Raw genomic sequence first — 24,459 nt, 5'->3', positions numbered from 1 at the left:
CAATGAGTGTGACTGTTTACGCACCGGCATCAATTGGTAATGTCAGTGTCGGTTTTGATGTTCTGGGGGCGGCAGTGTCGCCCGTTGATGGCACCCTGCTGGGGGATAAAGTGACAGTGGCCACTGGTACAGAGCCCTTTTCACTGCGATGTGAAGGTGACTTTGTCGCTAAGCTGCCGGCTGAGCCGCAAGAGAACATCGTTTATCACTGCTGGCAGGTGTTTGCCCGTGAGCTGGATAAGAAAAGCGTCAGCCTGAAACCTGTGTCGATGACACTGGCGAAGAATATGCCTATTGGTTCCGGCCTGGGTTCCAGTGCCTGCTCAATTGTGGCCGCTCTGGATGCCCTGAACCGCTTTCATGATAACCCGCTGACAGAGACAGAACTGCTGGCGCTGATGGGAGAAATGGAAGGCCAGATTTCAGGCAGTGTGCATTACGATAACGTGGCGCCCTGCTATCTTGGCGGGCTGCAATTTATGGTCGAGGAACTGGGGATCATCAGCCAGTCCGTGCCGAGCTTTGATAATTGGTACTGGGTTATGGCGTATCCCGGCATCAAAGTCTCGACCGCAGAAGCCCGGGCCATTTTGCCGGCTCAGTACCGCCGGCAGGATATGATTGCCCATGGCCGTTATCTGGGGGGCTTTATCCATGCCTGCCACAGTCAGCAGCCGCAACTGGCCGCCAAAATGATCAAAGACGTGGTGGCAGAACCCTACCGTGAAGGCTTGCTGCCGGGCTTTAAGGAAGCGCGCCAGTACGCGCTGGAAGCCGGCGCGTTAGCCAGTGGTATTTCAGGCTCAGGCCCGACCATGTTCAGTATCTGTGATGATCTGGAAGTCGCAGAGCGCATTGCCCGCTGGCTGCAGCAGCATTATGTCCAGAATGATGAAGGATTCGTCCATGTCTGTCGTCTCGACAGCCAGGGTTCAACAGAAATAGGAAGTGAGTATTAATCATGAAGTTGTATAACTTGAAAGATCATCAGGAAGAAGTATCTTTTGCCCAGGCAGTCCGCCAGGGGTTGGGCCGTAATCAGGGCCTGTTTTTTCCTGCCCGGCTGCCGGATTTAGGCGACATCGATGCGTTGCTGGAGCAGGATTTTGTTACCCGCAGCAGCCATATCCTGTCTGCTTTCATCGGTGATGAACTGGGCGCGGAAACCGTCCGGCAAATGGTCAGTAATGCCTTCCAGTTCCCGGCCCCGGTTGTACCGGTGAAAGATGCTGTTTATGCGCTGGAGTTGTTCCACGGCCCGACGCTGGCATTCAAAGACTTCGGTGGCCGCTTCATGGCCCAGTCGCTGGCGGCTGTGTCCGATGCCAATGGCAATATCACTATCCTTACCGCCACCTCAGGCGATACCGGTGCCGCTGTGGCCCATGCTTTCTACGGTATGGACAACATCAAGGTGGTGATCCTGTATCCGAAGGGCAAGATCAGTCCGCTGCAGGAAAAACTGTTCTGTACCCTGGGCGGTAATATCCACACTGTGGCGGTGAACGGTACTTTTGATGATTGCCAGTCGCTGGTCAAGCAAGCCTTTGATGATGCAGAGCTGCGTCAGGAAGTGGGCCTGAACTCAGCCAATTCCATCAACATCAGCCGTCTGATGGCGCAGATTTGCTACTACTTCGAAGCGGTAGCGCAACTGCCGAAAGCCGCTCGCGGCAATCTGGTGGTGTCTGTTCCCAGCGGTAACTTCGGCAACCTGACCGCCGGTCTGCTGGCCAAAGCGCTGGGCTTGCCGGTGAAGCGTTTCATCGCCGCCACCAATGTCAACGATACCGTGCCCCGCTATCTGCAGGATGGCAAGTGGGATCCTAAGGCCACAGTGCCGACCATTTCCAATGCCATGGATGTCAGCCAGCCAAACAACTGGCCGCGTATTGAAGAGCTGTGCCAGCAACAAGGCTGGGGCCTGAACGAGCTGGGCTACGGCGCGGTCAGCGACGAGCAGACCGCAGAGACACTGCGTAAGATGGATGCCGACGGCTACCTGTGTGAACCACACGGCGCCATTGCCTACCGTATACTCAATGAGCAGTTGCAAGCGGGCGAGACCGGCCTGTTCCTGTGTACTGCGCACCCTGCCAAGTTCAAGGAAGTGGTGGAAGATATCCTGCAAAAAGAGATAGATTTACCTGCACCACTTGCCAAACATGGCGCGATGGAGTTGCTGTCGGTTGAGCGAGATAATGATTTTGCTCAGTTAAAAGCCGTGCTGCAAGCCGTTCAGGACTGATACATTTCTGCGAGTCATACACTGATTGAGCCACCGTTATGGTGGCTCTTTTTGTCTGGTCCGTTTATTCGTCAACGGGATAAGATTATAATTTGATTATCATGTCCGACCGAGAGTAGCTGAGTGTGGAAAGCAAGACTGCCCGTTTTACCGTATTGATGGATCCCCGCAAAAAGCAGGCCTTTGAAAAGCTGTGTGCTTCCCAGGATCTGACACCGTCCCAGGTGGTCCGTCAGTTGATCCGTGAATATCTGGAAAAGCACGACATCAGTTATCTGGATGATGACGCCACGAAGAACCCCCAGGTGAAGTAGTCAGTAGGTGCTGTTGCTCTTTCATGTTCGATTGTGTTCAATTGTCAGCATGCAAGATCAACAGCGCCAGTTATTCATGGCTTTTTCTATTGAATTCTGTTGCCGATGAAACGTTAGGCTCATTATCGAGAGATATTACCATTTGTTGTCCGGGTAAATCTGTGTTGTCCATTTCACTGTGAAGTAATGCTGTTTTCAGCGCATCATTGAAAGTGTCGTAATGGTGCTGCTCTCCGATCTGAGCAATCAGTCCGGCTTTGCGTAATTTTGTTGATACCCGTTTATTAGTGTTGGCTAGCAGAACGGTGATTCCCCTTTTTTGCAGGTTTTGAATCACAGACTCCAATGTTTGTATGCCGGTAATGTCAATGAAAGGCACCCATTTCAAGCGGATGATCACTGTATCCGGGTCGGTATTGGTAATCGCAAGCGTCCGCTCAAATTGATCAACTGCACCAAAGAAAAATGGTCCCTCTACCGTAAAGACCAGTACACCTGGCGGGAGTTCGAGTACTCCTTGCTGCGACAATTCATTATGTAACTCCTTCCCTGTGACAGCTTTCACTTCAACACTGTTTGCCATCCTGCGCAGGAAATGAAAGGTTGCCAGCAATACACCTATGTTTACCGCCACCACTAAATCGGCAAAAACCGTTAACAGAAAGGTGATAAGCAAAATCGCAACATCCGCGGCTGGTGCACGGCGGATCATGTGAACGAAGTGATGAGCTTCACTCATGTTCCAGGCCACAACAAATAGGATGGCGGCCAATGCGGCCAGTGGAATGTAACTGGCCAGAGGGGCCAGTGCCAGCAGAATCAGGATCAGAGTCAGAGAGTGAATCATCCCCGCCATTGGGCCTGTGCCGCCATTGCGGATATTGGTGGCTGTACGGGCGATAGCACCGGTTGCTGCAAATCCACCGAGTAGTGGAGCGGCGATATTGGCGATTCCCTGTCCAACCAGCTCCTGATTGGAATCGTGGCGTGTATTCGTCATGCCGTCAGCCACCACAGCCGAGAGAAGTGATTCAATCGCACCCAGCATAGCAATAGTAAAAGCAGGGCCAATCAGCTCAATCACATGATCCCAGCTTATTAATGGAAAAGAGAATTGAGGCAGTCCTTGTGGGATCCCGCCGAATTGACTGCCAATGGTCGATATTCCATCGAACTGACAGACATATTGCAGGGCGGTGACTGCGAGTAATGATAAGAGTGGTCCTGGAATACGTTTTAAGCCCTGCACTTTGGGAGAAAAGAGTGTCACCAGAAGGGCTAATAAGGCCAACAGGGTGGTCATGACATGAAAATCTGGTAGCGCGACGACTAACTGGTAAAGCTTATCGTGGAAATGACGGGCGCTGACGTCGGGCAGGCCGAAAAAGTACTGCCATTGCCCTACCCAGATAACGACACCGATACCAGCCGTAAAACCTGTAATGACCGGAGCAGGAATAAACTTGATGATGCTCCCCAGCTTAGTTATTCCCAGAAAGAGCAGGATAATACCTGCCATCAGCGTGGCGACTTGAAGGCCGGCCACACCGTATTGTGCGGTGATTCCTGAAAGCACCACAATGAAAGCTCCGGTCGGGCCTGCAATCTGGACTCGGCTGCCACCAAAGGCTGAGACCAGAAAACCGGCGACGATTGCAGTGTAGATGCCTTGTTCTGGCTTTGCGCCGGATGCGATGGCAAAAGCCATTGCAAGAGGAAGAGCAACTATACCAACAATGACACCTGAAACGATGTTTCTTATCCAGTGCTGACGCTGGAATAATCCGGCTTGCAATGCCTCTTTGGCTGCGATCATATCCGATTCTGCCAGTAAAATAGCGTGATAATATAATGATAATTACATTATAATATGATGGCAATATCCTCCAGCATTGGCAAGACAGCGCTGGGCGAATATCTTTAAGTGATGACTTTTTTGAATGAGAGATAGCAGCGTATGAGCGATACCTTACCTCCTTGCCCGGAATGCAATTCGTCTTATGTCTATGAAGACAGCAACCTGTTGATCTGCCCTGAGTGTGGCCATGAGTGGATTCCGGGTGAAGTGACAGAAGATGTGGATGCACTGATAGTGAAAGACGCAAACGGCACTGTGTTGCAGGAAGGCGATTTCGTTACCCTGATCAAAGATCTCAAGGTAAAAGGGTCGTCGTCTGTTGCCAAAGTGGGGACGAAAGTGAAAATTAACCGTCTGGTGGATGGCGACCATAACATCGACTGTAAGATTGATGGCATCGGGGCCATGATGCTGAAATCTGAATTTGTGAAAAAAGCCTGATTCAGTCGGATCTGAAATGCAGTGACCACAACGCCGCAATCTGTGATTGCGGCGTTGTTCTATGGGCTTGTTACAAGCTGTCAGTGAAAGTACGGGCAATCACATCCCGCTGCTGCTCTGGTGTCAGCGAGTTGAAACGGACCGCGTAGCCAGACACCCGAATGGTCAGCTGCGGGTATTTTTCCGGATGCGCCACCGCATCTTCCAGGGTTTCACGTTTGAGTACATTCACGTTCAAATGCTGTCCGCCTTCAATGCGCGGCGCCTGTTCAACAGCTAATTCGCGGTACTCTAACGGGCCCAGTTCAGACAGGGCGATGTCCTGATCTTGCGCAAAGCCGTCAATGGCGCACAGGCAACGGGCTGTGCCACTGGCAGCGTCCAGCAGCCAGATGGAATTGAGCAGTTGAGGATTGGCCGCTTGGGTAATTTGAATGCCGGTGATCATGGCAGCTCCTTGGTTGTTTCTGAAATAGCAAAATGGTGTATCTGACAAAGTCGTCAGGGATAAGGTCATCCTACCGCGTCGGGCTTCCGGCCCTTTGATCTGCATCAATTAAGCCCTTTCAAGTCTATTGCGTGACGCTGCACAAATTGTGCGCAAAAATGCGCTCAACTGGCGCATCGGCGATAAAGCAGATTGCTGCTTTGGTCGCCTGAGGACTACAGATGCCGCTAAATCACTGTTAGAACAGGTCAGCGAACAAACTGACAAAGTTGGCATTGATCTTTCATTGTACAGACTGAACCTTCGATTATGAGGAAATACCCTATGAAAGCGAGTGCGATGCCAGCCCCCGGAATGAACTCAGTCAGCGGCTCACGCCTTCCTCAGGCCAACCGTCCTATTCAGGGGCGCGGCCACTGGCGCACCCCTGTTGGCCCGGTGTCCCGGCCCAAGTGATAGCTGTTGTCATTGCGATGCCCTGATCAGACAGGCAGAATGTCGGCTTACCTTGATTTCACCAGCAGGAGCCGACATGTCTGTTTCAGATTCCCCATCTTCATCTCTTTTTAACTGGAAACAGTTGCTGGAACAGGAACGGCAGCAAGCCTACTTTCAGCAGGCAGAGGCACAGGTTGCCGCAGAAAGGCAGGCGGGCAAAGTGATCTTCCCGGCGGAAGCCGATGTCTTTCGTGCTTTTGATGCCACTCCCTTTGACCAGGTCAAGGTGGTGATCCTGGGCCAGGATCCTTATCACGGCCCTGATCAGGCGCACGGGCTCAGCTTCTCGGTGCAACCCGGGGTCAAAGTCCCCCCGTCGCTTGCCAATATGTATAAAGAGCTGGCCACGGACATTGAAGGATTTACAGTGCCAGAGCATGGCTGCTTACAGCCCTGGGCAGAGCAGGGCGTACTCCTGCTCAATACTGTGCTGACGGTTGAGCAGGGCAAAGCGCATTCGCACAGTAAATATGGCTGGGAAATGTTTACCGACAGGGTCATTGCCAGTTTGAATCAGCACAGAGATGGCCTGGTGTTCCTGCTGTGGGGAGCGCATGCACAGAAGAAAGGAAAGCATATCGACAGAAATAAGCACTGCGTGCTGGAAGCGGCACATCCGTCACCTTTGTCGGCTTACCGGGGCTTTTTTGGCTGCCGCCATTTTTCTCAGGCAAACAAGTGGTTGCGACAAAGCCATAAAAGTGAGATTAACTGGCAACTTCCCGAACAAATGTAAGGCAACTTAGTCTGGATCAAACAGAATTCGCGATCCCGGTTTACACTTATAGCTGGGATGTTAATGTCCGGGAGGTCGAAATGCTATTGGACAGTATTCACACCGAACATGGTTATATCAACCGGTTGCTTAAGCTGTTAGGTACAAAATTAAAAGCTATCCAGGCGGGTCACGAAGTGAATTATCAGCTCATTCGTGACATAGTGACCTATCTGCAGAACCAGGCCGAGCACTGCCACCATCCTAAAGAAGATGTCATCTACCATTACTATCTCAGGCACTATGGTGAGGAGCAGGACATTTTGGATCTGGAGGCGGAACATATTGAACTGGCTAAACTGACCGCAGAGTTTGCCGAAACCGTCGATATGATTCTGATGGATGCCGTGATCCCGCTGGATGTCTTTGCGGAAAAACTGAATGCCTTTGTGGAGCGTCAGCGCCAGCATCTGGACACCGAAGAGAAGAAGGTGTTCCCGGTGATTTGTCAGCATTTTACCGATCAGGACTGGGCTGCCGTTGAAGAAGAATATCAGGACTGCCTGTGTGATCCCTTATTCGGCAAAGAGGTTTCTGCTCAGTACCGCGAGCTGGCAAACCGGCTGGAGCCAGAGCATTAACATCTGCGGCCACATAAAACAGCACCGGCCTTAGTGCCGGTGTTGGTCGTTTGTTACTAGCCTTAACCTAGTAATGGTAGTGCAAAACCCAGATTACAAATCTACCTCATCGGTAAACTCATGTAAGATATCAATATCCTGAAGTTCCTTTTTCAGTTTTTGCTTATCTTTGAGTGCTTCAATTTCCCGCCACTTGCGCTTAACAGGTTTACTGCGTGCATTGCGGCGAGGAAAATCGCTTTCAAGCATGTTGTCGAATCCAAAGCTATCCATATTGCACCTCTCTACCATCCTGAGTATTGCTCAGAGCAGGGGCATCTTGCCCTTTGATCATCAGTTAAATATCACAATACGGCACAGAATAAAATTGAACTATTTCGCATTTGTTATTTATTTGTGAAATTAGTTCAAACTGAGGCACTGGCAGCAATGGTTTGTCCAGTGGCTAAGAAAGTAATGCAGTGCTCAATTCTGCTTAGTGTGCGTTGATTTTTTACGACTAACTCCGCATCATCGCTCAGGTTTTGGGCCGCCGGGGGCAAAACGGGCTGAGACAGGCAAACAGTTCAGTATCCGGCAAGGCCAATTTGTATCAGCCTGTGCTGACAGATGCATTACAGTTGAATGAAGCGGTATTGCAAAGGCGTGCCGGGCAAATATACCTTTGAGCAAGCTAAGGGGTTGGTGTGACAAGTCAGATAAATTTCCTCAACGATCTGCTGTGGGGATCTGTATTGATTTACCTGCTGGTCGGGGTAGGGATCTATTTTACCTACTTGCTGGGTTTTATTCAGTTCCGGCATTTTGTCCATATGTTTAAAGTGATGAAAAACAGCCGCAAGTCGGATGCTGCCGGTATCTCTTCTTTTCAGGCATTGTGCACCAGTCTGGCCGCCCGGGTCGGGACGGGCAACATGGCCGGCGTCGCCGTGGCGCTTACCTTAGGCGGGCCGGGTGCCATTTTCTGGATGTGGCTGATTGCCATGTTAGGGATGGCGACAGCCTTTGCGGAAAGTGCGCTGGCCCAGCTTTACAAGACCCGGGATGATGACGGCAATTACCGGGGCGGTCCGGCGTACTACATGGAAAAAGGGCTGGGCATGCGCTGGATGGGGGTGGTGTTCTCCATCTTTCTGATCATTGCCTTCGGTCTGGTATTCAACGCGGTTCAGGCGAACTCCATTGCCAAAGCCATGAATGTGGCTTTTGGCTGGCAACCTGTGGTGGTCGGCATGGTGCTGGTGGCGCTGACCGGCTTTATCATATTCGGTGGCATGCGAACCATTGCCCGCACTGCAGAAATTCTGGTGCCCGTGATGGCGATTTGTTATCTGCTGCTGGCGCTGGTGGTGGTGGCGATGAATATCGAACAGGTCCCTTCGGTGATCGCCCTGATTTTCCGCAGTGCCTTTGGTCTGGAAGAGGCGGCCTCAGGTGCGCTGGGCTATACCATAGCTCAGGGTATGATCAATGGCCTCAAACGCGGGCTGTTTTCCAATGAAGCGGGCATGGGATCGGCGCCGAATGCGGCTGCCTCGGCCACGCCGTACCCGCCGCATCCGGCATCGCAAGGCTATGTGCAGATGTTGGGGGTCTTTACCGATACTATCGTTATCTGCTCGGCCACAGTGGCGATCATTCTGGTGTCTGGTGAGTATGTGCCTCATGGCGAAGTCACAGGCATAGAGCTGACGCAGCGGGCGCTGGCTTCTCAGGTGGGCGACTGGGGAGGGATCTTTATTGCCATCGCGATCTTCCTGTTTGCCTTTACCTCGCTGGTGGCCAATTACTCTTATGCCGAAACGAATCTGATTTTTCTCGAGCATAACCACAAAGCCGGACTGCTGATTTTTCGCGCTGTGGTTTTGGGCATGGTGATGTTCGGGGCGCTGGCCGAATTACCGACGGTATGGGCGATGGCGGATGTCTCTATGGGAATGATGGCCATTATCAACCTGATCGCCATTTTGCTGTTGTCGGGCACTGTGGTGAAACTGGCAAAAGACTATAACGCGCAATTGGCTCAGGGTAAGGTGCCAACGTTTGACAGCGCCCAGTACCCGGAATTGCATGCTCAGCTGGATGAAGATATCTGGACCAGCCGTCCAGATCGATAGGTGGTTCCTATGGCAAAGAAAGCGACAACCACGCGCGTTGTGCGTGGTTTTTTGATGGCGAAATGGTAATCTTGCCGACAGACACGCTTACAGGACATTAAAACATGCTGATAGTGGTTTCCCCTGCTAAAACCCTGGATTATGAATCTCCTCTGGCAACAAAGACTTATACTTTGCCTGAGCTGACCGATCACTCGATGGAGCTGATTGAGGTTTGCCGTCAGCTGACGCCTATGGACATTGCAAGCCTGATGAAGGTGAGCGATAAAATCGCCGGACTCAATGCGGCCCGTTTTGCCGACTGGCAGCCGGATTTTACGCCGGAAAACGCGCGTCAGGCGATTCTGGCCTTCAAAGGTGACGTGTATACCGGTCTGGAAGCCGAGAGCCTGAGCGAGGATGACTTCGCCTTTGCCCAGCAGCACCTGCGTATGCTGTCCGGTTTGTATGGTTTGTTGCGGCCGCTGGATCTGATGCAGCCGTACCGTCTTGAAATGGGTACTAAGCTGGCCAACGATCGCGGTAGCAACCTGTATCAGTTCTGGGGCAGTATCATCACCGACAAACTGAATGAGGCGCTTGCCGGGCAGGGGGATGACATCCTGATCAACCTGGCCTCCAATGAATACTTTAAAGCCGTGAAGCCGAAGTCTCTCAAAGGCAAAGTGATTACCCCGGTATTTAAAGACGGCAAAAATGGTCAGTACAAGGTGATCAGTTTCTACGCCAAAAAAGCCCGTGGCATGATGGCGCGTTATATCATTGATAACCGCCTGACGTCAGTGGAACAGCTGAAACAATTTGATGTGGCTGGCTATTACTTCGCACCGGAAGAATCGACGGCCGCCGAGCTGGTGTTTAAGCGCGAAGAGCAATAAAGCCTGAGCGTGATATCGGTGACAGAAAAAAGGCCGGATACTGTATCCGGCCCTTTTCTGTTTCAGTCTGCTGGTGCGGCTAAGATTACTTGGCTGCCGCCTTTTTCTTGACGGATTTCTTCTTGGCGTCTTTTTTCTTCGCGCCTTTCTTCTTGCCGTCTTTAACCTTTTTCTTCTTCACGGTCGCCGGCTTTTTGTGTTTCGGGCGCAGGCCTTCAATAAAGCGCTCCGGGATCTCTTCTTTCATATAGCGGCTGACACGCTCTATCATGCCCTGATCATGGGCTTCCACCAGCGAGATGGCGGTGCCTTTTTTACCGGCACGGGCAGTACGGCCGATACGGTGCAGATACACATCGGCCGTGCGCGGCATGTCGAAGTTGATGACATGGCTGACGTCCGGCAGGTCAATGCCCCGTGCCGCGACATCGGTGGCGATCAGGATATTGGTTTCACCTTCACGGAAACGACGAATGGCATTGTTACGGGTGGCTTGCGCCATTTCCCCCTGAATCCACACGCAGGCGATTTTCAGTGACGCCAGCTGATCGCGCAGCTCGGCCAGCCGCTCGCGGGTTTTGACAAAAATAATACTGCGCTCGGCCTGATCGCTGAGGATATTTTCCAGCAACGCCATCTTGTGCGCCATGTCGTCGCAGCGGTGGTATACCTGATGGATCTTTTTACGCTCACGGCGCGGCGGTTCCGCGTTCACTTCGACCGGCTCATTTAAGATCGTCTGGGAGAACTCACGCACCCCTTTGCCTTCCAGAGTGGCAGAGAACAGCAAGCTCTGACGGCGCCAGCGGCACTCTTCATGCAGGCGTTTTACAACGGCCCCGAAGCCCATGTCGAGCATGCGGTCTGCTTCGTCCAGGATCAGGCATTCGATGGCACGGCAATCGAATTTCTCGCCTTCGATGTATTCCATCAGACGGCCCGGTGTGGCGACCACTATGTCCTGGGTTTTACCCAGATACTCAGCGTGCTCGTCGTAAGAAATACCGCCTGTGATGGTGAAGATTTTCAGGTCAGTATGGGCCGCCAGGGCTTTGGCCTGATCAGCAACCTGAATGGCCAGCTCACGGGTTGGTGTCAGAATCAGCACGCGGGCCGGGCCGGGTTTACGGCGCGGAAAATCAAGCAGGTGCTGAATCATAGGCAATACAAATGCGGCTGTTTTTCCGGTACCCGTTGGTGCGGATGCCAGTACGTCACGGCCATCCAGGGCATGAGGGATAGCCTCAGACTGCACAACGGTTGGACGGGAATATCCCATATCTTCAATCGCTTGTAGCAGAGCGCCATCTAACTCTAATTCGGAAAAATCTCTCACCAGTCTTACTCCTAAGTAGCGGGCTGCCCGTATGGATCGCATCTCGGTGGGCAGTTTGCTGCTGTGATTCAGTTAAGGGGCGGCATTATAGTGTGATTTGATGCAAGTATCACCGATTAAAGCACAAAAACTTGGATTATCCCTGCCGCTCGCTGACCGGATCAGAGCTTGAGATAAAAGTCACGGGTCAGGGCCGCAAACTCAGCCGAGTACTGGCCTTGCTGATGGATGATCAGCGATGTTTCGTCACAGGCACCGTCCTGGGGCGAAAGCGCTATCAGCAGGCGGTGAACCGGTTTGGCGGCGGTGCTTTTCACCCGGCACAGCCGGCGGCAATGCAAATCATAGTCCGCCAGCATCGTCAGCAGTGCTTCCCCCTCGTAGACCGGCAGAATCAGGCTGGCCTGTCCTGCCGGCGCCAGCAGGTATTGCAGGCAGCTGAGCAGGTCTCGGTGGGAAAGGGTGTCTGTGTGCCGGGCGGTTGCCCGGCGCGGGCAGCTGGCCTGTTCACCGTGATTGAAGTAGGGCGGATTGCATAATATGGCCTGAAAGCGGCCTTTGGACTGAGAGCTGACCCATGCGCGGATGTCCTGATGCTCGGCCTGTAGTCGCGCGGACCAGGGTGAGGCCGAGAAATTTTTGCCGGCCGCCGCCACGGCAGCCGGGTCAATATCCAGCGCCAGAATATCGGCGCTGCCGGATGGTGTACGCTGCGCCGCCATTAAGGACAGCAAACCGCTGCCGCAGCCAATGTCGAGTATTGTCTGGCGACTGAGCTGGCTCTGACTGTCACGACAGCTTGACACCTGAGCCCATGCGCCTAACAACACCCCATCTGTGCTGACGGGCATGCCGCATCCGTGATCGTCAACGTGAAATTGTTTAAACGTAAAACCTTTATTCATCTAATGAATGTCCGAAAAGGCGGCCGAGAAAAATCAGTCCGCCATTATAGCGGTTATTCTTATCAAAGGTTGAATTGCGGCCCAACACTGTAAAGTTTGGCTGTATGGTGGTTTTATATTCTGTGTTGGATGTTTTGTGAGCAGTGTTTGTTTTAGTCTTTGCTTCTGATTTTTAATTTAAATTTGGCGTTTTATTGTGGTTTTTCGGTAAGTAATCCGAAGAAAGTGGTGTTTTTGGCTGCAAGGTTGTCACTGACATGCTTTTGCTTCATTATGCTGCCTCTTTTACTGGGTGTAGTGATATATCTCAGTAATGAGCCATTAATGCTAACACAACATAACAATAGACGAGTGGGAAGGTGCAGTTTGAATAACACACTCAAGGTTTCAGATATTTTTGCGATAGGTTTCATGACCTTTGCGTTTTTCCTGGGTGCCGGAAACATTATTTTCCCGCCACAGGCCGGCTTAAGTGCAGGTGATAACCTGCTGCCAGCAATGTTTGGCTTCCTGTCGACGGCAGTCGGCTTGCCGCTGATCGGTATCATAGCCGTGGCTGTTGCCGGTGGCGGCTGGAAAGGGCTGACCCGGGATCTGCCGCCTCAGCTGGCAACCCTGATGGCCGTTCTTATCTTCATTATCATCGGCCCTGCTTTTGCTGCGCCTCGTACCGGTCTTGTGGCCTACGAAATGGCAGTCAAACCTTTTATGGCTGATGGGGGACAAACCAGTCTGACCATTTTTTCTGTTGTCTTTTTTGGACTGGCGCTGTTCTTTGCATGGTCACGCGGCAGACTGATCGATTCCATCGGTAAGCTGCTCACCCCGGCGCTCTTTGCCGTGCTGGCTGTTCTGGCGGTGGCGGTATTCCTCAACCCGCAAAGCGAGATTCAGGCTGCTCAGGGTGATTACGTGAACATGGCGTTCACCAAAGGATTCCTGGAAGGTTACAACACCATGGATACCTTTGCGGCGCTGATGTTCGGCATGCTGATTGTTGATGTGATCCGCAACAAAGGCATCAAAGATGACAAAGCTACCTGCAAATATCTGATGATGGCCGGTGTGATTGCCGCCGCAGGCCTGGCGTTTGTGTATATTTCCCTGTTTTATCTCGGTGCCACCAGTGCGGCGGTTGCCGAAGGTGCGGCTAATGGCGGTGCGATTCTGGCGGGTTATGTCCTGGCGCTGTTTGGTCCTGTCGGTCAGTACATACTGTCGGCGATCGTGATGCTGGCCTGTCTGACCACGGCGATCGGCCTGATCAGTGCCTGCTCGGACTATTTCAGTTCGCTGACCCGCCTGTCCTATGAGACATGGGCGGTGATCCTGGCGGTGATTTGCGGCGTGGTGGCCAATGTCGGCCTGAACCAGCTGATCAGCCTGTCGGTGCCTGTGCTGTTTGCCCTGTACCCTGTGGCAGTGGCGCTGGTGATCCTGACCTTTGTCCGCCGCTGGCTGCCAAATCCGCGTCTGGCCTACCGTGTGGTGCTGCTGGTCTCGCTGATCTTCAGCCTGATTGATGCGGCCAAAGTGATCGGCCTGGATATGTCATTCCTGAGCTTCCTGCCGATGTTTGATTACGGTATGGCCTGGACAACCCCTACCTTGCTGGCACTGGTTGTGACCCGTTTCTTCCGGGCAGACATCCGCGAGCCGAAAGCGCAAACCGCTTAACCTGCCGATAATACTTTGTCTGACCTTAACGCCCCGGTTGTTACCGGGGCGTTTGTTTTTGCAGCCCACAACCTCATGCGGCGGATCAGGCACTGCGACTGAGCAGCGCTTTGATGGCTTTTCTGGCCTGGCTGGCCAGCCGGTGCGGGTCTAGCTGAGGAGCACCGTTTTTCACTACGGGCCGCCCATGCACAAAGGTATACCTGATATCAACAGGCTCGCCGCACAGTATCGGTGCCAGCAGCGGGCTGTGACAGCCGGAAAACCGTGGCGCCCGCAGATCGTAGATCACCAGATCCGCCGCGTAGCCGACCGCCAGTTTGCCGACCTTATCCAGCCCGAGCAGTCTGGCGCCGTCTTCCGTGCCCCATTTCAGCACGGTTTCCAGGCTCGTTGCTTCCGCACCCTGCTGGGCTCTGTGCAGTAACCAGGTCAGGTTGAGCTCCTGGATCATCGAACCGGACTCTGAAGACGCTGAACCGTCTACCCCTATGCTGACTGGCATCCCGGCCTGCGCCATGCGGATAACAGGGGCAATGCCGCTGCCGAGACGGCAATTGGAGGTCGGGCAGTGGGCAATCCCTGTCCTGCTGCCGGCCAGTGTCGCGATATCTCGCTCATTTGCCTGTACCAGGTGGGCAAACCAGACATCCTCGCCCAGCCAGTGGCAGCTTTCGGCATAGTCCACCGCACTCATCTGGTATGTCTGCTGTGCCTGAATCTCATCAAAGCTGACTTCCAGCAAGTGCGAGTGCATTTTCAGGCCATGACTGCGGGCAAACTCTGCCAGCAGCCGTAAATCGGCCGGTGAGGAAGAGTGCACCAGGCTGGTCGGCGCGACGACCAGCTTGCGCATCGCATCCCCGCCGGACTGGTGATAGCGCGAGCGGGACAGATCTAACCGGGCGAGGCACTGGGCGATGGATTCCGGTTCGACCGGGTTGCTGCGCATGCCCTTGTGGCTGCCCTGGCGGGTTGCGCCTCCCCGGCAGAGTACCAGCCGGATGCCGACATCGTCTGCGGCTTGCCATACCGCGGCTTCCAGCTCCGGGCTGGTCGTTGCATGGTAGAGATAATGGTGATCGGCGCAGGTCGTGGTGCCGGAACGCAGCAGTTCACTGAAGCCCAGACAGGCGGCGGCGTACATGATATCCGGCGTGATATGCGGCCAGAATCGGTATGGCACACTGGCCAGCCATTCGCCAAGCGGCTGATTCAGCCCGGCCGGGATCCCTTTGAGGATCGACTGCGCGATGTGGTGATGGGTGTTGACCAGCCCGGGATAAATCACACAGTCGCGGGCCTGGATGCAGGTCTCTCCCGGTAACTGGGCTAGTTGGCGGCCGATTTCAATGATGTAGCCCTGCTGGATACGAATATCGCTGGCCGCCGCATCATGGCAGAAAATGGCGGAAGCCCCTTTTATCAGATAGTTCATCGGTTCACTTTCCTCGTTTGAGCAATGTCCCGGGTAACCTCCCTGACCGCTTCTACTCTTTATTTCGTGAGTTGTTGCTTGGTTAGTTGCTGTTTGGTTAGTGGCTGATTGACAGAGGTTAGTTTAGTTGCCGTCAGCCTGTGCGCTGTCAGTATCGTAAAGCAATTCCTGCGCCAGTCTGCCGGGTGCGTGACCGCCTCGCCCTGATGGCGGGCGGCAGAGCAGAGCTGGGCGTTTTATGCACAGCAACAACGCATTGAATGCGGGATCTGCACCAGTGCAGTGCGCGGGCCAGGAGGAGAGCTGTGCGCTGCTGGCAGGGGGCTGGCTGGTGTCATCAGCGTTAACTCTTTGTAAATACAACGGTGTCTGCATTATTGCCTTGGTTTGTATACAGGCTGGCATGGTGTTTGCGTTAACCCTGCTGGTTGATTGTCAGCACCGGCTGACAGCAGCAAGGTTCAGTGTTGAGTAGAAGCGGTTAGGGAAAGATCCCGGGACATTGCTCAATGAGTGCGATGCACAGGGCGGCTCCACACTCTGTGTCATCGCTACTTTTCCCAGGTGCAATGGATGACACGGAGAAAGCAATGAAAACCACTTCACACACAGTAAGCCGTTTGAGTCTGGCTGCCGTTATGCTGGTATCGGCCCAGGCCGGCTATGCAATGGGTCAGGCTAAGGATCAGGCCATGGATAAGGTGACCTTTCAGCTCGACTGGCTGCCCGGGGGCGATAAAGCGCCGGTGTATGTCGGAGTCGAGCAGGGCTTTTTTGCCGAAGCCGGACTGGATGTCGCCATCCGTCAGGGGAAAGGCTCGACCGACGCCATCACCAAGCTGGCCACAGGTGCCGCCGATGTCGGCCTGTCTGATCTGGTGTCCCTGCTGGTCGCCAAAGCCAACGATGACGTGCCGGTGAAAGCGATTTATTCGGTATTCAGCAAAGCCCCTTATGCCTTTTATGTCCTGAGCGACAGCAAGGTCAAGTCGGTCCGGGATGTGGCCAATACCACGATTGCGACTTCACCTTTTACCTCGGCCAATGTGTTTCTGCCCTTGTTGCTGCGTAAAAACGGGATTGCCGAAGACAGTGTGACTGTACTGAAAGCGGATCCGGGCGCGCTCAACCCTATGCTGATCACCGGCAAGGCCGAAGTGATGATCTCCTGGATCACTGATACCGTGAAAAATCAGGCCCAGGCGGCGCAAGTGGGTAAACAGCTCACGGTTTTACCCTGGCATGACGCCGGCCTGGAGTTTTATTCTACCGCCGTGATTGCCAGCGATCGCTTTCTCAAAGCGCGTCCTGAGGTCGCCAAACGCTTTGTCGCCGCCTATGCCAAATCGGTGGCCTATACCTGGTCACACCCCGAGCAGAGTGCAGAGGATGTGCATGCCAGCGTGCCGGATGTCGATCCGCAACAGGCGGCAGATACCATCAAATCCATCAAGGGACTGGTTTACAACGAGATCAGCGCCCGGGACGGTATTGGCCATTTCACCCCCGCACGTCTGGCATCCACCTGGCAGTGGACGGCTCAGGCGCAGCAGCTGGAGCAAGCCGGCTTTGATCCTGAGTCCGCCATCAGCCGTGATTTTTTGCCGGAGGAATAAGCATGAACCCCTTTGTTTCATTCCGTCAGATCAGCCATGTTTATCGCTCAGGACGGCAATCTACCCAGGTGCTGGATAACGTCAGCTTTGATATTAACCGCCACGAATTTGTGGCGATAGTCGGGCCGTCGGGGTGCGGCAAGTCGACCTTGCTGCGTTTGCTGTCCGGTTTGCTGAGCCCGACCGAGGGCCAGGTGGAGGTTTTCGGCCGGGCAGTGCGTGAGCCCAGAGAAGACATCGGCATCGTCTTCCAGAAGCCCACCTTGCTGCCGTGGAAAAATGTGCTGGATAACACCCTGTTTCCGATTTACCACAAGTACGGTGGGGTCTCGAATAAAGACAGAAAATTTGCCCGCAGCCTGCTCAGGAAAGTCGGCCTGGCCGATTTTGCCGACAGCCGGCCGGATCAGTTGTCGGGCGGCATGCAGCAGCGGGTAGGCATCGCCAGGGCATTGCTGCTCGATCCCGATATCCTGATCATGGACGAACCTTTCTCGGCACTGGATGCCCTGACCCGGGAAGAAATGGGCTTTGAGCTGCTGAGGTTATGGGCGGAAAAGCCGAAAACTGTGCTGTTCATCACCCACTCGATTTCCGAGGCGGTGCTGCTGGCAGACAAGGTGCTGGTGATGGGGCCGAGACCGAGCACAGTGCTGGAAGAAATCCCCATCGAATTGCCCCGGCCCCGGACTCTGGATTCCATCAAGCACCCGCTTTTTGGTCTCTATACCGGCAAGATCCGCGAACACTTTTACCGTCCGGCTGAGTTACCGGAGACAGACAAAGATGTCGCGCCCGAACCTGCCCCCCGTATCCGGCCTGTGGCCTGAGGAGAGATGATGAAACGAGCCGTATCTGAGTGGCTGAAAGACAGCCTGCCTGTACTGGCGATGCTGGCTGTTTTGCCTGTGTGGGAGGGAGTGTGCCGCGTGTTTGCGATCCCCTCATTCATATTGCCGGCCCCTTCGGCCATAGTGACCGCATTTCTTGAGGTGCCGCTGGATCGCTGGCTGGATAACCTTTATGCCACGCTCAGGGTTGCGCTGCTGGGCTTTGCCATCTCGCTGCTGATCAGCATCCCGCTGGCAATTGTGATGGTGCGGTCGCCCTTTCTGACCAAAGCACTGTTTCCCTTATTGGTGGTGATCCAATCGACACCTGTGGTGGCCATTGCGCCGTTACTGATCGTGATTCTAGGCACCGGGGATGCGCCGCGACTGGCAATTACCTGTCTGATCACTTTCTTTCCGCTGGTGGTGTCAGCGACCACCGGGATGCTGGCTACTCCGCCTGAGCTGGTGGAACTGTCGAAATCGCTCAATGTTCCGACCCGCAAAACCATCTGGCAGATCCGCCTGCCCTATGCCATTCCGCATTTGTTCAGCGGTATCAAGGTTGCCATTACTCTGGCGGTGATAGGGGCAGTGATCGCCGAGTTTGTCGCCGCGGAAAAAGGGCTGGGGTACTTTGTCCAGTTCTCCACCTCTTACTTTAAGATCCCGCAGGCCTTCGCGGCTCTGGTGTTCCTGTCACTGGTCAGCATGGTGCTGTTCAAAGCCGTTCACTGGGTGCAGAAATACTGGTTTGCCTGGAGCTTACCCGCTGAAAAAGGAGTGTGATCCTGAACTTTATTCACGGAGTAGAAGCGGCGGACAGGGCACCCGCACCTGTCAGGCATTGCTCCAATAACGGGCGAAAGCCGACTATTGGAGAACAAGATGAAACAATCAGTTTATGTGCTGGATGAGCTTAATCTGGAATCGACTCTGGGCCAGCGTGGGCTGGAATCAGATCACGCCAGTATTCCTGTCATTGATCTCAGCGATTTTGATAACAGACGTCAAGTCATCACTGAGGCCCTGTGGCTGGCGGCCAGTGAGGTCGGTTTTTTCCAGATCAAAAATCATGGGATAGCGCTGCGCGACATTCAGCGCGCTTTTGCGATCAGTGAGCAGTTTTTCGCGCTCAGCACCGAAAAAAAGCAGGCTTACCCGCTGAAAGACGGCCTCAATGCCGGCTGGGAATTCAAAGCTCAGGTGCGGCCGTCAACAGGGACGGCCGATCAGAAAGAGTCGTACCAGATCACCTTACCGCACATGGCGGGCCTATGGCCTGAACCGGATGACGTGGCCGATTTTCAGTCCATTATGCTCGATTTTGAACGCCAGACCTGGCGGCTGGGGATGGATATCCTGTCCTGCTTTGCGGATAAGTTAGGGTTTGAGCGGGATTTCTTTGAACGGGTGCATCAGCCTGACTCTGAGCATTATCAGAGTACATTGCGGCTGCTGCATTACTTGCCGATGGCGGTATTACCGCAAGGTGACAACCACTGGCGTGCCGGCGCCCACACGGATTTCGACTGCCTGACGATGGTCTTTCAGCAGGCCAGTCAGGGCGGGTTGCAAGTCGCAGCCGGCAAAGATGCCCGGCATCAGCCCCTCTGGTGCAATGTGGTGCCGCAGGCGGATATTATCACCTGCAACATCGGTGACATGCTGATGCGCTGGAGTGATGATCAGCTCAAGTCGACCCTGCACCGGGTCAGAATGCCTTATCCGCAAGAGAATCAGCACTCCCGCTACAGCCTGGCTTTCTTCTGCCAGGCCAACAAGGATGTGGTGATTCAGGGGCCGCTCGGTAAGTATCCGCCCATTACGGCCGCTGACTACCTTAAGCTGAGGATTAACGCGAATTTTTCGGCAAAAACAGCAGAGTAAGCCAGACAACACTGCCGCCCGTATTATTGCGGGCGGCAGAGATCGGACTAGAGTGAATCGCCGTATTCGGTCAGTACCTGCTCGCACCATTGCTGGATGCGCTCATCACTGAGCTCGTACTGGCTGTCTTCATCCAGTGCCAGCCCGACAAACAGGCTCTTGTCTTCGGTCAGGGCTTTTGAGGCTTCAAAGTTGTAGCCTTGATTTGGCCAGTAGCCAACGAACTGGGCACCGGTCGGCAGCAGCTGATCGTGCAGCATGCCCATGGCGTCCAGGTACCATTCTGTGTAGCCTTCCTGATCGCCCAAGCCGAACAGGGCGACGGTTTTTCCTGTCAGTGTCAGGCCATCCAGTTGATTCCAGACCGCTTCCCAGTCTTCCTGCAGTTCACCAAAGTCCCAGGTCGAGATGCCCAGGATCAGCAGGTCATACTGGTTCATCTCGCTGAGCGAAGCTTCTTTGATGTTGTGCAGCTCAACCAGCTCGCCGCCGATGCAATCGCGGATTTTCTCCGCGGCCATTTCGGTATAGCAGGTGGTCGAGCCGTAAAACAGGCCGATTTTCATACTGATATTTCCTGGGGTGGCAACTAATTTGCGCTGATTTTACCCTGTCAGGCGTCCGGGTGCATCCCTCAAGCGAGCGCACCTAGTTACATTGCAGGAGAAATTCAGTACTATGCTGCAATATACTGTGTTTATATCCAGATGTTTTTGGGAGTGGCGCGACGTGGAAACCAATAACGATATTGCCCTGATCGAGCGCTTTTTAGATGCGATGTGGATGGAGCGGGGGCTGTCGGCCAACACCCTGTCTTCATACCGTAATGATTTAATGAAACTGCAGCAATGGCTGGAGTCTCGCCGTCAGTCGCTGTTGTCACTGCACTCCGGCGATCTGCAGGATTACCAGCAATGGTTGTTTGAGCAAGACTTCAAGCAGAGTTCCCGGGCCAGGATGACCTCGGCGCTGCGGCGGCTGTTTCAGTATTTTCACCGGGAAAAGCTCAGGGAAGACGATCCCAGTGCCATTTTGCACAGCCCCAGATTGCCGCAGCGGTTACCGAAGGACATTAGCGAAGAGCAGGTCAGTGCCCTGTTGGGCGCACCGGATGTTAATGATCCGCTCGAGCTGCGCGATAAAGCCATGCTCGAGCTGCTGTATGCAACGGGCCTGCGGGTCACTGAGCTGGTGAGCCTGCGGATGGATAACGTCAGTCTGCGCCAGGGCGTGGTCCGGGTCACGGGTAAAGGGGACAAAGAACGCCTGGTGCCTATGGGGGAAGAGGCGATGGAATGGATTGAAACCTTTCTGGTTCAGGGACGCCCGTACCTGTTGGGCGAGGTCAGTTCAGATGTTCTGTTTCCCAGCAAGCGTGCCCGTCAGATGACGCGTCAGACCTTCTGGCATCGCATTAAGCACTATGCGGTGCTGGCCGGGATTGATGCCGATACCTTGTCGCCGCACGTCATGCGCCATGCGTTTGCCACCCACCTGCTCAATTACGGCGCGGACCTCAGGGTCGTGCAAATGCTGTTAGGTCACAGTGATTTATCTACCACACAGATCTATACTCATGTGGCAACCGAGCGTCTGAAGCAGCTGCATCAGGAGCACCATCCGCGAGCCTGAAACCAGCAGTGATCTTTTGTGACACTCAGACCCGTGTTTACTGGGGCAGAGATCCCAATCATAACCCTGCAGAGCCACCGGATTATGAAATCACTTGCCTTTTGAGATTGAACTTTGAAAGATGGCCATACTCAAAGGGTCTGTATAGTATTCACAGGGACTAACCCTGAATTGCCAACGATTTGTTAAGGATGTTTTCATGCCATTTTCCCGCCGTCCCCTGCTTGTGGCACTGGCTGCGCTCACGGCTTTTTCTGCCAGTGCAGAACCTGATGCCCGTGCCATTGAAGCCACGTTGAATCCGCTGGGCCTGACTGCAGCGTCAGTGACGCCATCACCGCTCAAGGGTATGAACGAGGTGGTGACCGAGCGCGGTATTATTTATATGTCTGATGACGGTCAGTATTTTGTTGCCGGTCACCTGTATCAGTCAGTGGACGGTGAGCCTGTCAATCTGACTGAACAGAAAATGGCCTCGATCAACAAAGACAAGCTCAAAGGCATGGAAGGCGAAATGATCGTCTATCCGGCCAAAGAGGAAAAATACGTGGTGACTGTCTTTACCGATACCAGCTGTGGCTACTGCCGTAAACTGCACAGTGAAATGCAGGCCTACAACGATGCCGGTATCACTATCCGTTATCTGGCTTTCCCGCGCGGTGGCGAGCGCTCGCAGAATTTCGGCGAGATGAGTGCTATCTGGGCATCGAAAAACCGGGCGCAGGCCATGGATGACGCCAAGAAAGGCAAGCTGAATATTGAGCAAAGTCCGCATAATGACTCGCTGGTGATGAAGCATTATCAGCTGGGTGTGGCCATGGGCGTGACAGGTACGCCTGCGCTGGTACTGGAAGACGGGACTATGCTGCCTGGCTATCAACCGGCTAGCCGGCTGCTGCAATTTCTCAACAGCCGCAGTTAATTATTGCCTCTGCTGACCAACAGCCCGCAGTCCTGCGGGCTGTTGCGTTTTCAGCATCCGGCTGAGCCGTTTGAGTGATGTGGCGTGTGAGCCCGGTGCTGGATTGGCCTGTTCGGGTACCCGCCGCTGCGGTTTTTTGATATAACACCTTCTCATTTTCCCCATCTGCCAATCGCCATTAAGTAGTCTAATGAAAATCGAAATCAAGCGTCGTCCTGAAGCGGATACCTCAGGTTTTTCCTCTGAGATCCACCCTCTGCTGAAGCGTATTTATGCCAGCCGGGGGCTGCGCTCTGACACAGATCTGGAGCGGGGCGCCAAGGGGCTGCACAGTTATGACAAACTTAATGGTATTGATGCTGCCGTCAATTTGCTGATTGATGCATTGCGAGAACACAAGCGCATTATTGTGGTGGGCGACTTCGATGCCGATGGCGCCACCAGCTCAGCGCTCTCGGTTCTGGCGCTGCGCCAGTTAGGTTGCCGCAATGTCGATTATCTGGTGCCGAACCGTTTTGATGATGGCTATGGCCTGAGCCCGGAAGTAGCTGAACAGGCTGCTGCCCGTGGTGCGGAAATCATCATGACGGTGGATAACGGCGTCTCGTCGGTGGCCGGGGTTGCCGCGGCGAAAGAAAAAGGCATCCGGGTGCTGGTGACCGATCACCACTTGCCGGGGGATGTCCTGCCAGCCGCCGATGCTATCGTCAATCCGAATCTGCACAGCTGTGACTTTCCGTCCAAAGCCCTGTGCGGGGTGGGGGTGGCTTTTTATCTGATGCTGGCACTGCGGGCGGCGCTGCGTCAGCAGAACTGGTTTACCGAGCAGGGGATCCCGGAACCCAACTTAGCCGGGTTATTAGATTTGGTGGCCCTGGGCACAGTGGCTGACGTGGTCGCACTGGATGGTAATAACCGGATTCTGGTGCATCAGGGCCTGCAGCGCATTCGCGCCGGGCAATGCCGGCCGGGGATTCAGGCGCTGATCGAAGTAGCCAACCGTGACCCGTCCCGGCTGGTGGCCAGCGATCTGGGTTTCGCGCTGGGCCCGCGCATCAATGCTGCCGGCCGTCTGGATGATATGTCTTTTGGCGTTGAGCTGCTGTTGTGCGAGGACATTCAGTCGGCGCGGCGAATGGCGGTCGAGCTGGACGGCCTCAATCAGACACGCAAAGAAATTGAACAGGGCATGAAAGAAGAGGCGCTGGCGATTTGCGAGCGTTTAAAATTCAGCCAGAAAGACATGCCTTACGGGCTGGCGCTCTATCAGGCGGACTGGCACCAGGGGGTGATCGGCATTCTGGCGTCGCGGATCAAAGAGTTGTACCACCGCCCTGTGATTGCCTTTGCCGCGGCGGGCGAGGGCGAAATCAAAGGGTCCTGCCGATCGATACCCGGCCTGCATATGCGTGATGTGCTGGATCGGATCGATACCCGCAACCCGGGGATGATCCTCAAATTTGGCGGTCACGCCATGGCTGCGGGATTGACGCTCGCCGCCGATCAGTTTGCGGCATTCAGCAAAGCCTTCGATCAGGCGGTGCGGGATGAGCTGGACGAGTCTGCCCTGCGCGGTATCTTGCTGACCGACGGTGAGCTTGCAGCGCAGGAGATGACGATGGACACGGCCGAGCTGATACGCGGGGCCGGTCCCTGGGGGCAGCAGTTCCCGGAACCGAGCTTTGATGGCCGCTTCCGCTTGCTGCAGCAGCGTCTGGTCGGCAGCAAGCACCTGAAAATGATGCTGGAGCCTGTCGGTGGCGGCAGCATGATAGATGCCATTGCATTCAATATTGATGTCCGGCGCTGGCCGGATGCCTCGGTACAACAGGTCAACCTGGTGTATCGTCTCGATATCAATGAGTTTCGGGGTAATCGTAGCGTTCAGCTGATGGTTGAGTACCTCGAGGCGGTATAATCTGTGTATCGGTGAAGCGCCTGCTTCACCGTTTTTCTTTTGTCCGAAAATCCATGCTGTCAATATTGCGAGCGATATTTTGGATAAGTTTTGTGATCCTCTGTTTATTCCTGCCGCAATTCGCTAGAATCCTCCGG

At 54.2% G+C, this 24,459-nt stretch carries 23 protein-coding genes and 1 pseudogene; 17 read left to right on the top strand and 7 right to left on the bottom strand.

Annotation, left to right across the window (positions count from 1 at the left end; all coding sequences use genetic code 11):
- The first annotated feature begins 2 nt into the window (after positions 1-2).
- The 3 genes from thrB (at position 3) to H511_RS0115515 (ending at position 2,562) form a co-directional block, all read left to right on the top strand.
- Positions 3-959 (top strand): homoserine kinase, encoded by a 957-nt coding sequence (gene thrB / locus H511_RS0115525; protein WP_027253130.1) that lies wholly within the window; start codon positions 3-5, stop codon positions 957-959.
- A gap of 2 nt (positions 960-961) precedes the next feature.
- The gene (thrC, locus tag H511_RS0115520) at positions 962-2,248 is read left to right on the top strand and encodes a threonine synthase (protein WP_027253129.1); all 1,287 of its coding nucleotides are present in this window, start codon (positions 962-964) and stop codon (positions 2,246-2,248) included.
- Between the two features lie 125 nt (positions 2,249-2,373).
- The gene (locus H511_RS0115515) at positions 2,374-2,562 is read left to right on the top strand and encodes a CopG family transcriptional regulator (protein ID WP_027253128.1); all 189 of its coding nucleotides are present in this window, start codon (positions 2,374-2,376) and stop codon (positions 2,560-2,562) included.
- Positions 2,563-2,719: 157 nt separating this feature from the next.
- Here the strand turns inward: H511_RS0115515 and H511_RS23600 are convergent.
- A pseudogene (locus tag H511_RS23600) lies at positions 2,720-4,378 on the bottom strand (SulP family inorganic anion transporter); the annotation flags it as partial.
- Positions 4,379-4,519: 141 nt separating this feature from the next.
- Between H511_RS23600 and H511_RS0115505 the strand changes: the two are divergent.
- On the top strand, positions 4,520-4,861 hold the full coding sequence (locus H511_RS0115505) for a zinc ribbon domain-containing protein YjdM (protein ID WP_027253127.1): 342 nt from the start codon (positions 4,520-4,522) through the stop codon (positions 4,859-4,861).
- Positions 4,862-4,931: 70 nt separating this feature from the next.
- On the opposite strand, the gene grcA is transcribed toward H511_RS0115505, so the two are convergent.
- Complete coding sequence (grcA, locus tag H511_RS0115500) at positions 4,932-5,309, bottom strand: autonomous glycyl radical cofactor GrcA (protein ID WP_027253126.1); 378 nt, start codon at positions 5,307-5,309, stop codon at positions 4,932-4,934.
- Between the two features lie 324 nt (positions 5,310-5,633).
- Here grcA and H511_RS25125 point away from each other — a divergent pair, with 324 nt between their 5' ends.
- The 3 genes from H511_RS25125 to H511_RS0115490 all read left to right on the top strand — a co-directional run bounded on the left by H511_RS25125 (position 5,634) and on the right by H511_RS0115490 (position 7,163).
- On the top strand, positions 5,634-5,765 hold the full coding sequence (locus H511_RS25125) for a hypothetical protein (RefSeq protein WP_255557852.1): 132 nt from the start codon (positions 5,634-5,636) through the stop codon (positions 5,763-5,765).
- 76 nt (positions 5,766-5,841) lie between these two features.
- Positions 5,842-6,543: a uracil-DNA glycosylase gene (gene ung, locus H511_RS0115495; RefSeq protein WP_051288243.1), complete on the top strand. Its 702-nt coding sequence runs from the start codon at positions 5,842-5,844 to the stop codon at positions 6,541-6,543.
- A gap of 80 nt (positions 6,544-6,623) precedes the next feature.
- Positions 6,624-7,163 (top strand): hemerythrin domain-containing protein, encoded by a 540-nt coding sequence (locus tag H511_RS0115490; RefSeq protein WP_027253124.1) that lies wholly within the window; start codon positions 6,624-6,626, stop codon positions 7,161-7,163.
- Between the two features lie 93 nt (positions 7,164-7,256).
- Here H511_RS0115490 and H511_RS0115485 read toward each other — a convergent pair whose 3' ends face one another.
- Positions 7,257-7,436 (bottom strand): DUF3545 family protein, encoded by a 180-nt coding sequence (locus H511_RS0115485; RefSeq protein WP_027253123.1) that lies wholly within the window; start codon positions 7,434-7,436, stop codon positions 7,257-7,259.
- A gap of 413 nt (positions 7,437-7,849) precedes the next feature.
- Here H511_RS0115485 and H511_RS0115480 point away from each other — a divergent pair, with 413 nt between their 5' ends.
- Entirely contained in the window at positions 7,850-9,280 is a 1,431-nt protein-coding gene (locus H511_RS0115480; RefSeq protein WP_027253122.1) for an alanine/glycine:cation symporter family protein, read from the top strand.
- A gap of 104 nt (positions 9,281-9,384) precedes the next feature.
- Positions 9,385-10,158, top strand: coding sequence for a peroxide stress protein YaaA (gene yaaA / locus H511_RS0115475; protein ID WP_027253121.1), 774 nt, complete (start codon positions 9,385-9,387; stop codon positions 10,156-10,158).
- Between the two features lie 85 nt (positions 10,159-10,243).
- On the opposite strand, the gene srmB is transcribed toward yaaA, so the two are convergent.
- The gene (gene srmB / locus H511_RS0115470; RefSeq protein ID WP_027253120.1) at positions 10,244-11,494 is read right to left on the bottom strand and encodes an ATP-dependent RNA helicase SrmB; all 1,251 of its coding nucleotides are present in this window, start codon (positions 11,492-11,494) and stop codon (positions 10,244-10,246) included.
- 161 nt (positions 11,495-11,655) lie between these two features.
- Complete coding sequence (locus H511_RS0115465; RefSeq protein ID WP_027253119.1) at positions 11,656-12,399, bottom strand: tRNA1(Val) (adenine(37)-N6)-methyltransferase; 744 nt, start codon at positions 12,397-12,399, stop codon at positions 11,656-11,658.
- A gap of 366 nt (positions 12,400-12,765) precedes the next feature.
- Between H511_RS0115465 and brnQ the strand changes: the two genes are divergently transcribed.
- Positions 12,766-14,076 carry a branched-chain amino acid transport system II carrier protein gene (brnQ, locus tag H511_RS0115460; RefSeq protein WP_027253118.1) on the top strand — a complete coding sequence of 437 codons (1,311 nt, stop codon included), beginning with the start codon at positions 12,766-12,768 and terminating at the stop codon, positions 14,074-14,076.
- 85 nt (positions 14,077-14,161) lie between these two features.
- Here brnQ and H511_RS0115455 read toward each other — a convergent pair whose 3' ends face one another.
- Entirely contained in the window at positions 14,162-15,514 is a 1,353-nt protein-coding gene (locus H511_RS0115455; protein WP_027253117.1) for an amidohydrolase family protein, read from the bottom strand.
- A gap of 590 nt (positions 15,515-16,104) precedes the next feature.
- Between H511_RS0115455 and H511_RS0115445 the strand changes: the two genes are divergently transcribed.
- The 4 genes from H511_RS0115445 (at position 16,105) to H511_RS0115430 (ending at position 19,850) form a co-directional block, all read left to right on the top strand.
- Positions 16,105-17,130 (top strand): ABC transporter substrate-binding protein, encoded by a 1,026-nt coding sequence (locus H511_RS0115445; RefSeq protein WP_027253115.1) that lies wholly within the window; start codon positions 16,105-16,107, stop codon positions 17,128-17,130.
- A gap of 2 nt (positions 17,131-17,132) precedes the next feature.
- Complete coding sequence (locus H511_RS23595; protein WP_051288242.1) at positions 17,133-17,960, top strand: ABC transporter ATP-binding protein; 828 nt, start codon at positions 17,133-17,135, stop codon at positions 17,958-17,960.
- A 9-nt stretch (positions 17,961-17,969) separates the two neighbouring features.
- A complete protein-coding gene (locus tag H511_RS0115435) occupies positions 17,970-18,749 on the top strand; it encodes an ABC transporter permease (RefSeq protein WP_027253114.1) in 780 nt (259 codons plus the stop codon).
- A 99-nt stretch (positions 18,750-18,848) separates the two neighbouring features.
- Positions 18,849-19,850, top strand: coding sequence for an isopenicillin N synthase family dioxygenase (locus H511_RS0115430; protein ID WP_027253113.1), 1,002 nt, complete (start codon positions 18,849-18,851; stop codon positions 19,848-19,850).
- A 47-nt stretch (positions 19,851-19,897) separates the two neighbouring features.
- On the opposite strand, the gene fldB is transcribed toward H511_RS0115430, so the two are convergent.
- The gene (gene fldB / locus H511_RS0115425; RefSeq protein ID WP_027253112.1) at positions 19,898-20,416 is read right to left on the bottom strand and encodes a flavodoxin FldB; all 519 of its coding nucleotides are present in this window, start codon (positions 20,414-20,416) and stop codon (positions 19,898-19,900) included.
- A gap of 211 nt (positions 20,417-20,627) precedes the next feature.
- Between fldB and xerD the strand changes: the two genes are divergently transcribed.
- The 3 genes from xerD to recJ all read left to right on the top strand — a co-directional run bounded on the left by xerD (position 20,628) and on the right by recJ (position 24,322).
- The gene (gene xerD, locus H511_RS0115420; protein WP_051288270.1) at positions 20,628-21,482 is read left to right on the top strand and encodes a site-specific tyrosine recombinase XerD; all 855 of its coding nucleotides are present in this window, start codon (positions 20,628-20,630) and stop codon (positions 21,480-21,482) included.
- Between the two features lie 199 nt (positions 21,483-21,681).
- Positions 21,682-22,404: a bifunctional protein-disulfide isomerase/oxidoreductase DsbC gene (dsbC, locus tag H511_RS0115415; RefSeq protein ID WP_027253110.1), complete on the top strand. Its 723-nt coding sequence runs from the start codon at positions 21,682-21,684 to the stop codon at positions 22,402-22,404.
- 190 nt (positions 22,405-22,594) lie between these two features.
- Positions 22,595-24,322, top strand: a complete 1,728-nt coding sequence (gene recJ, locus H511_RS0115410) for a single-stranded-DNA-specific exonuclease RecJ (RefSeq protein WP_036759731.1) — start codon at positions 22,595-22,597, stop codon at positions 24,320-24,322.
- The last annotated feature ends 137 nt before the right edge of the window (positions 24,323-24,459 follow it).

It is taken from the genome of Photobacterium halotolerans DSM 18316, assembly GCF_000425165.1.
Classification (GTDB): domain Bacteria; phylum Pseudomonadota; class Gammaproteobacteria; order Enterobacterales; family Vibrionaceae; genus Photobacterium; species Photobacterium halotolerans.
Note: the sequence above shows the minus strand (reverse complement) of the source record. Positions and strands in the feature narration are given on the sequence as shown.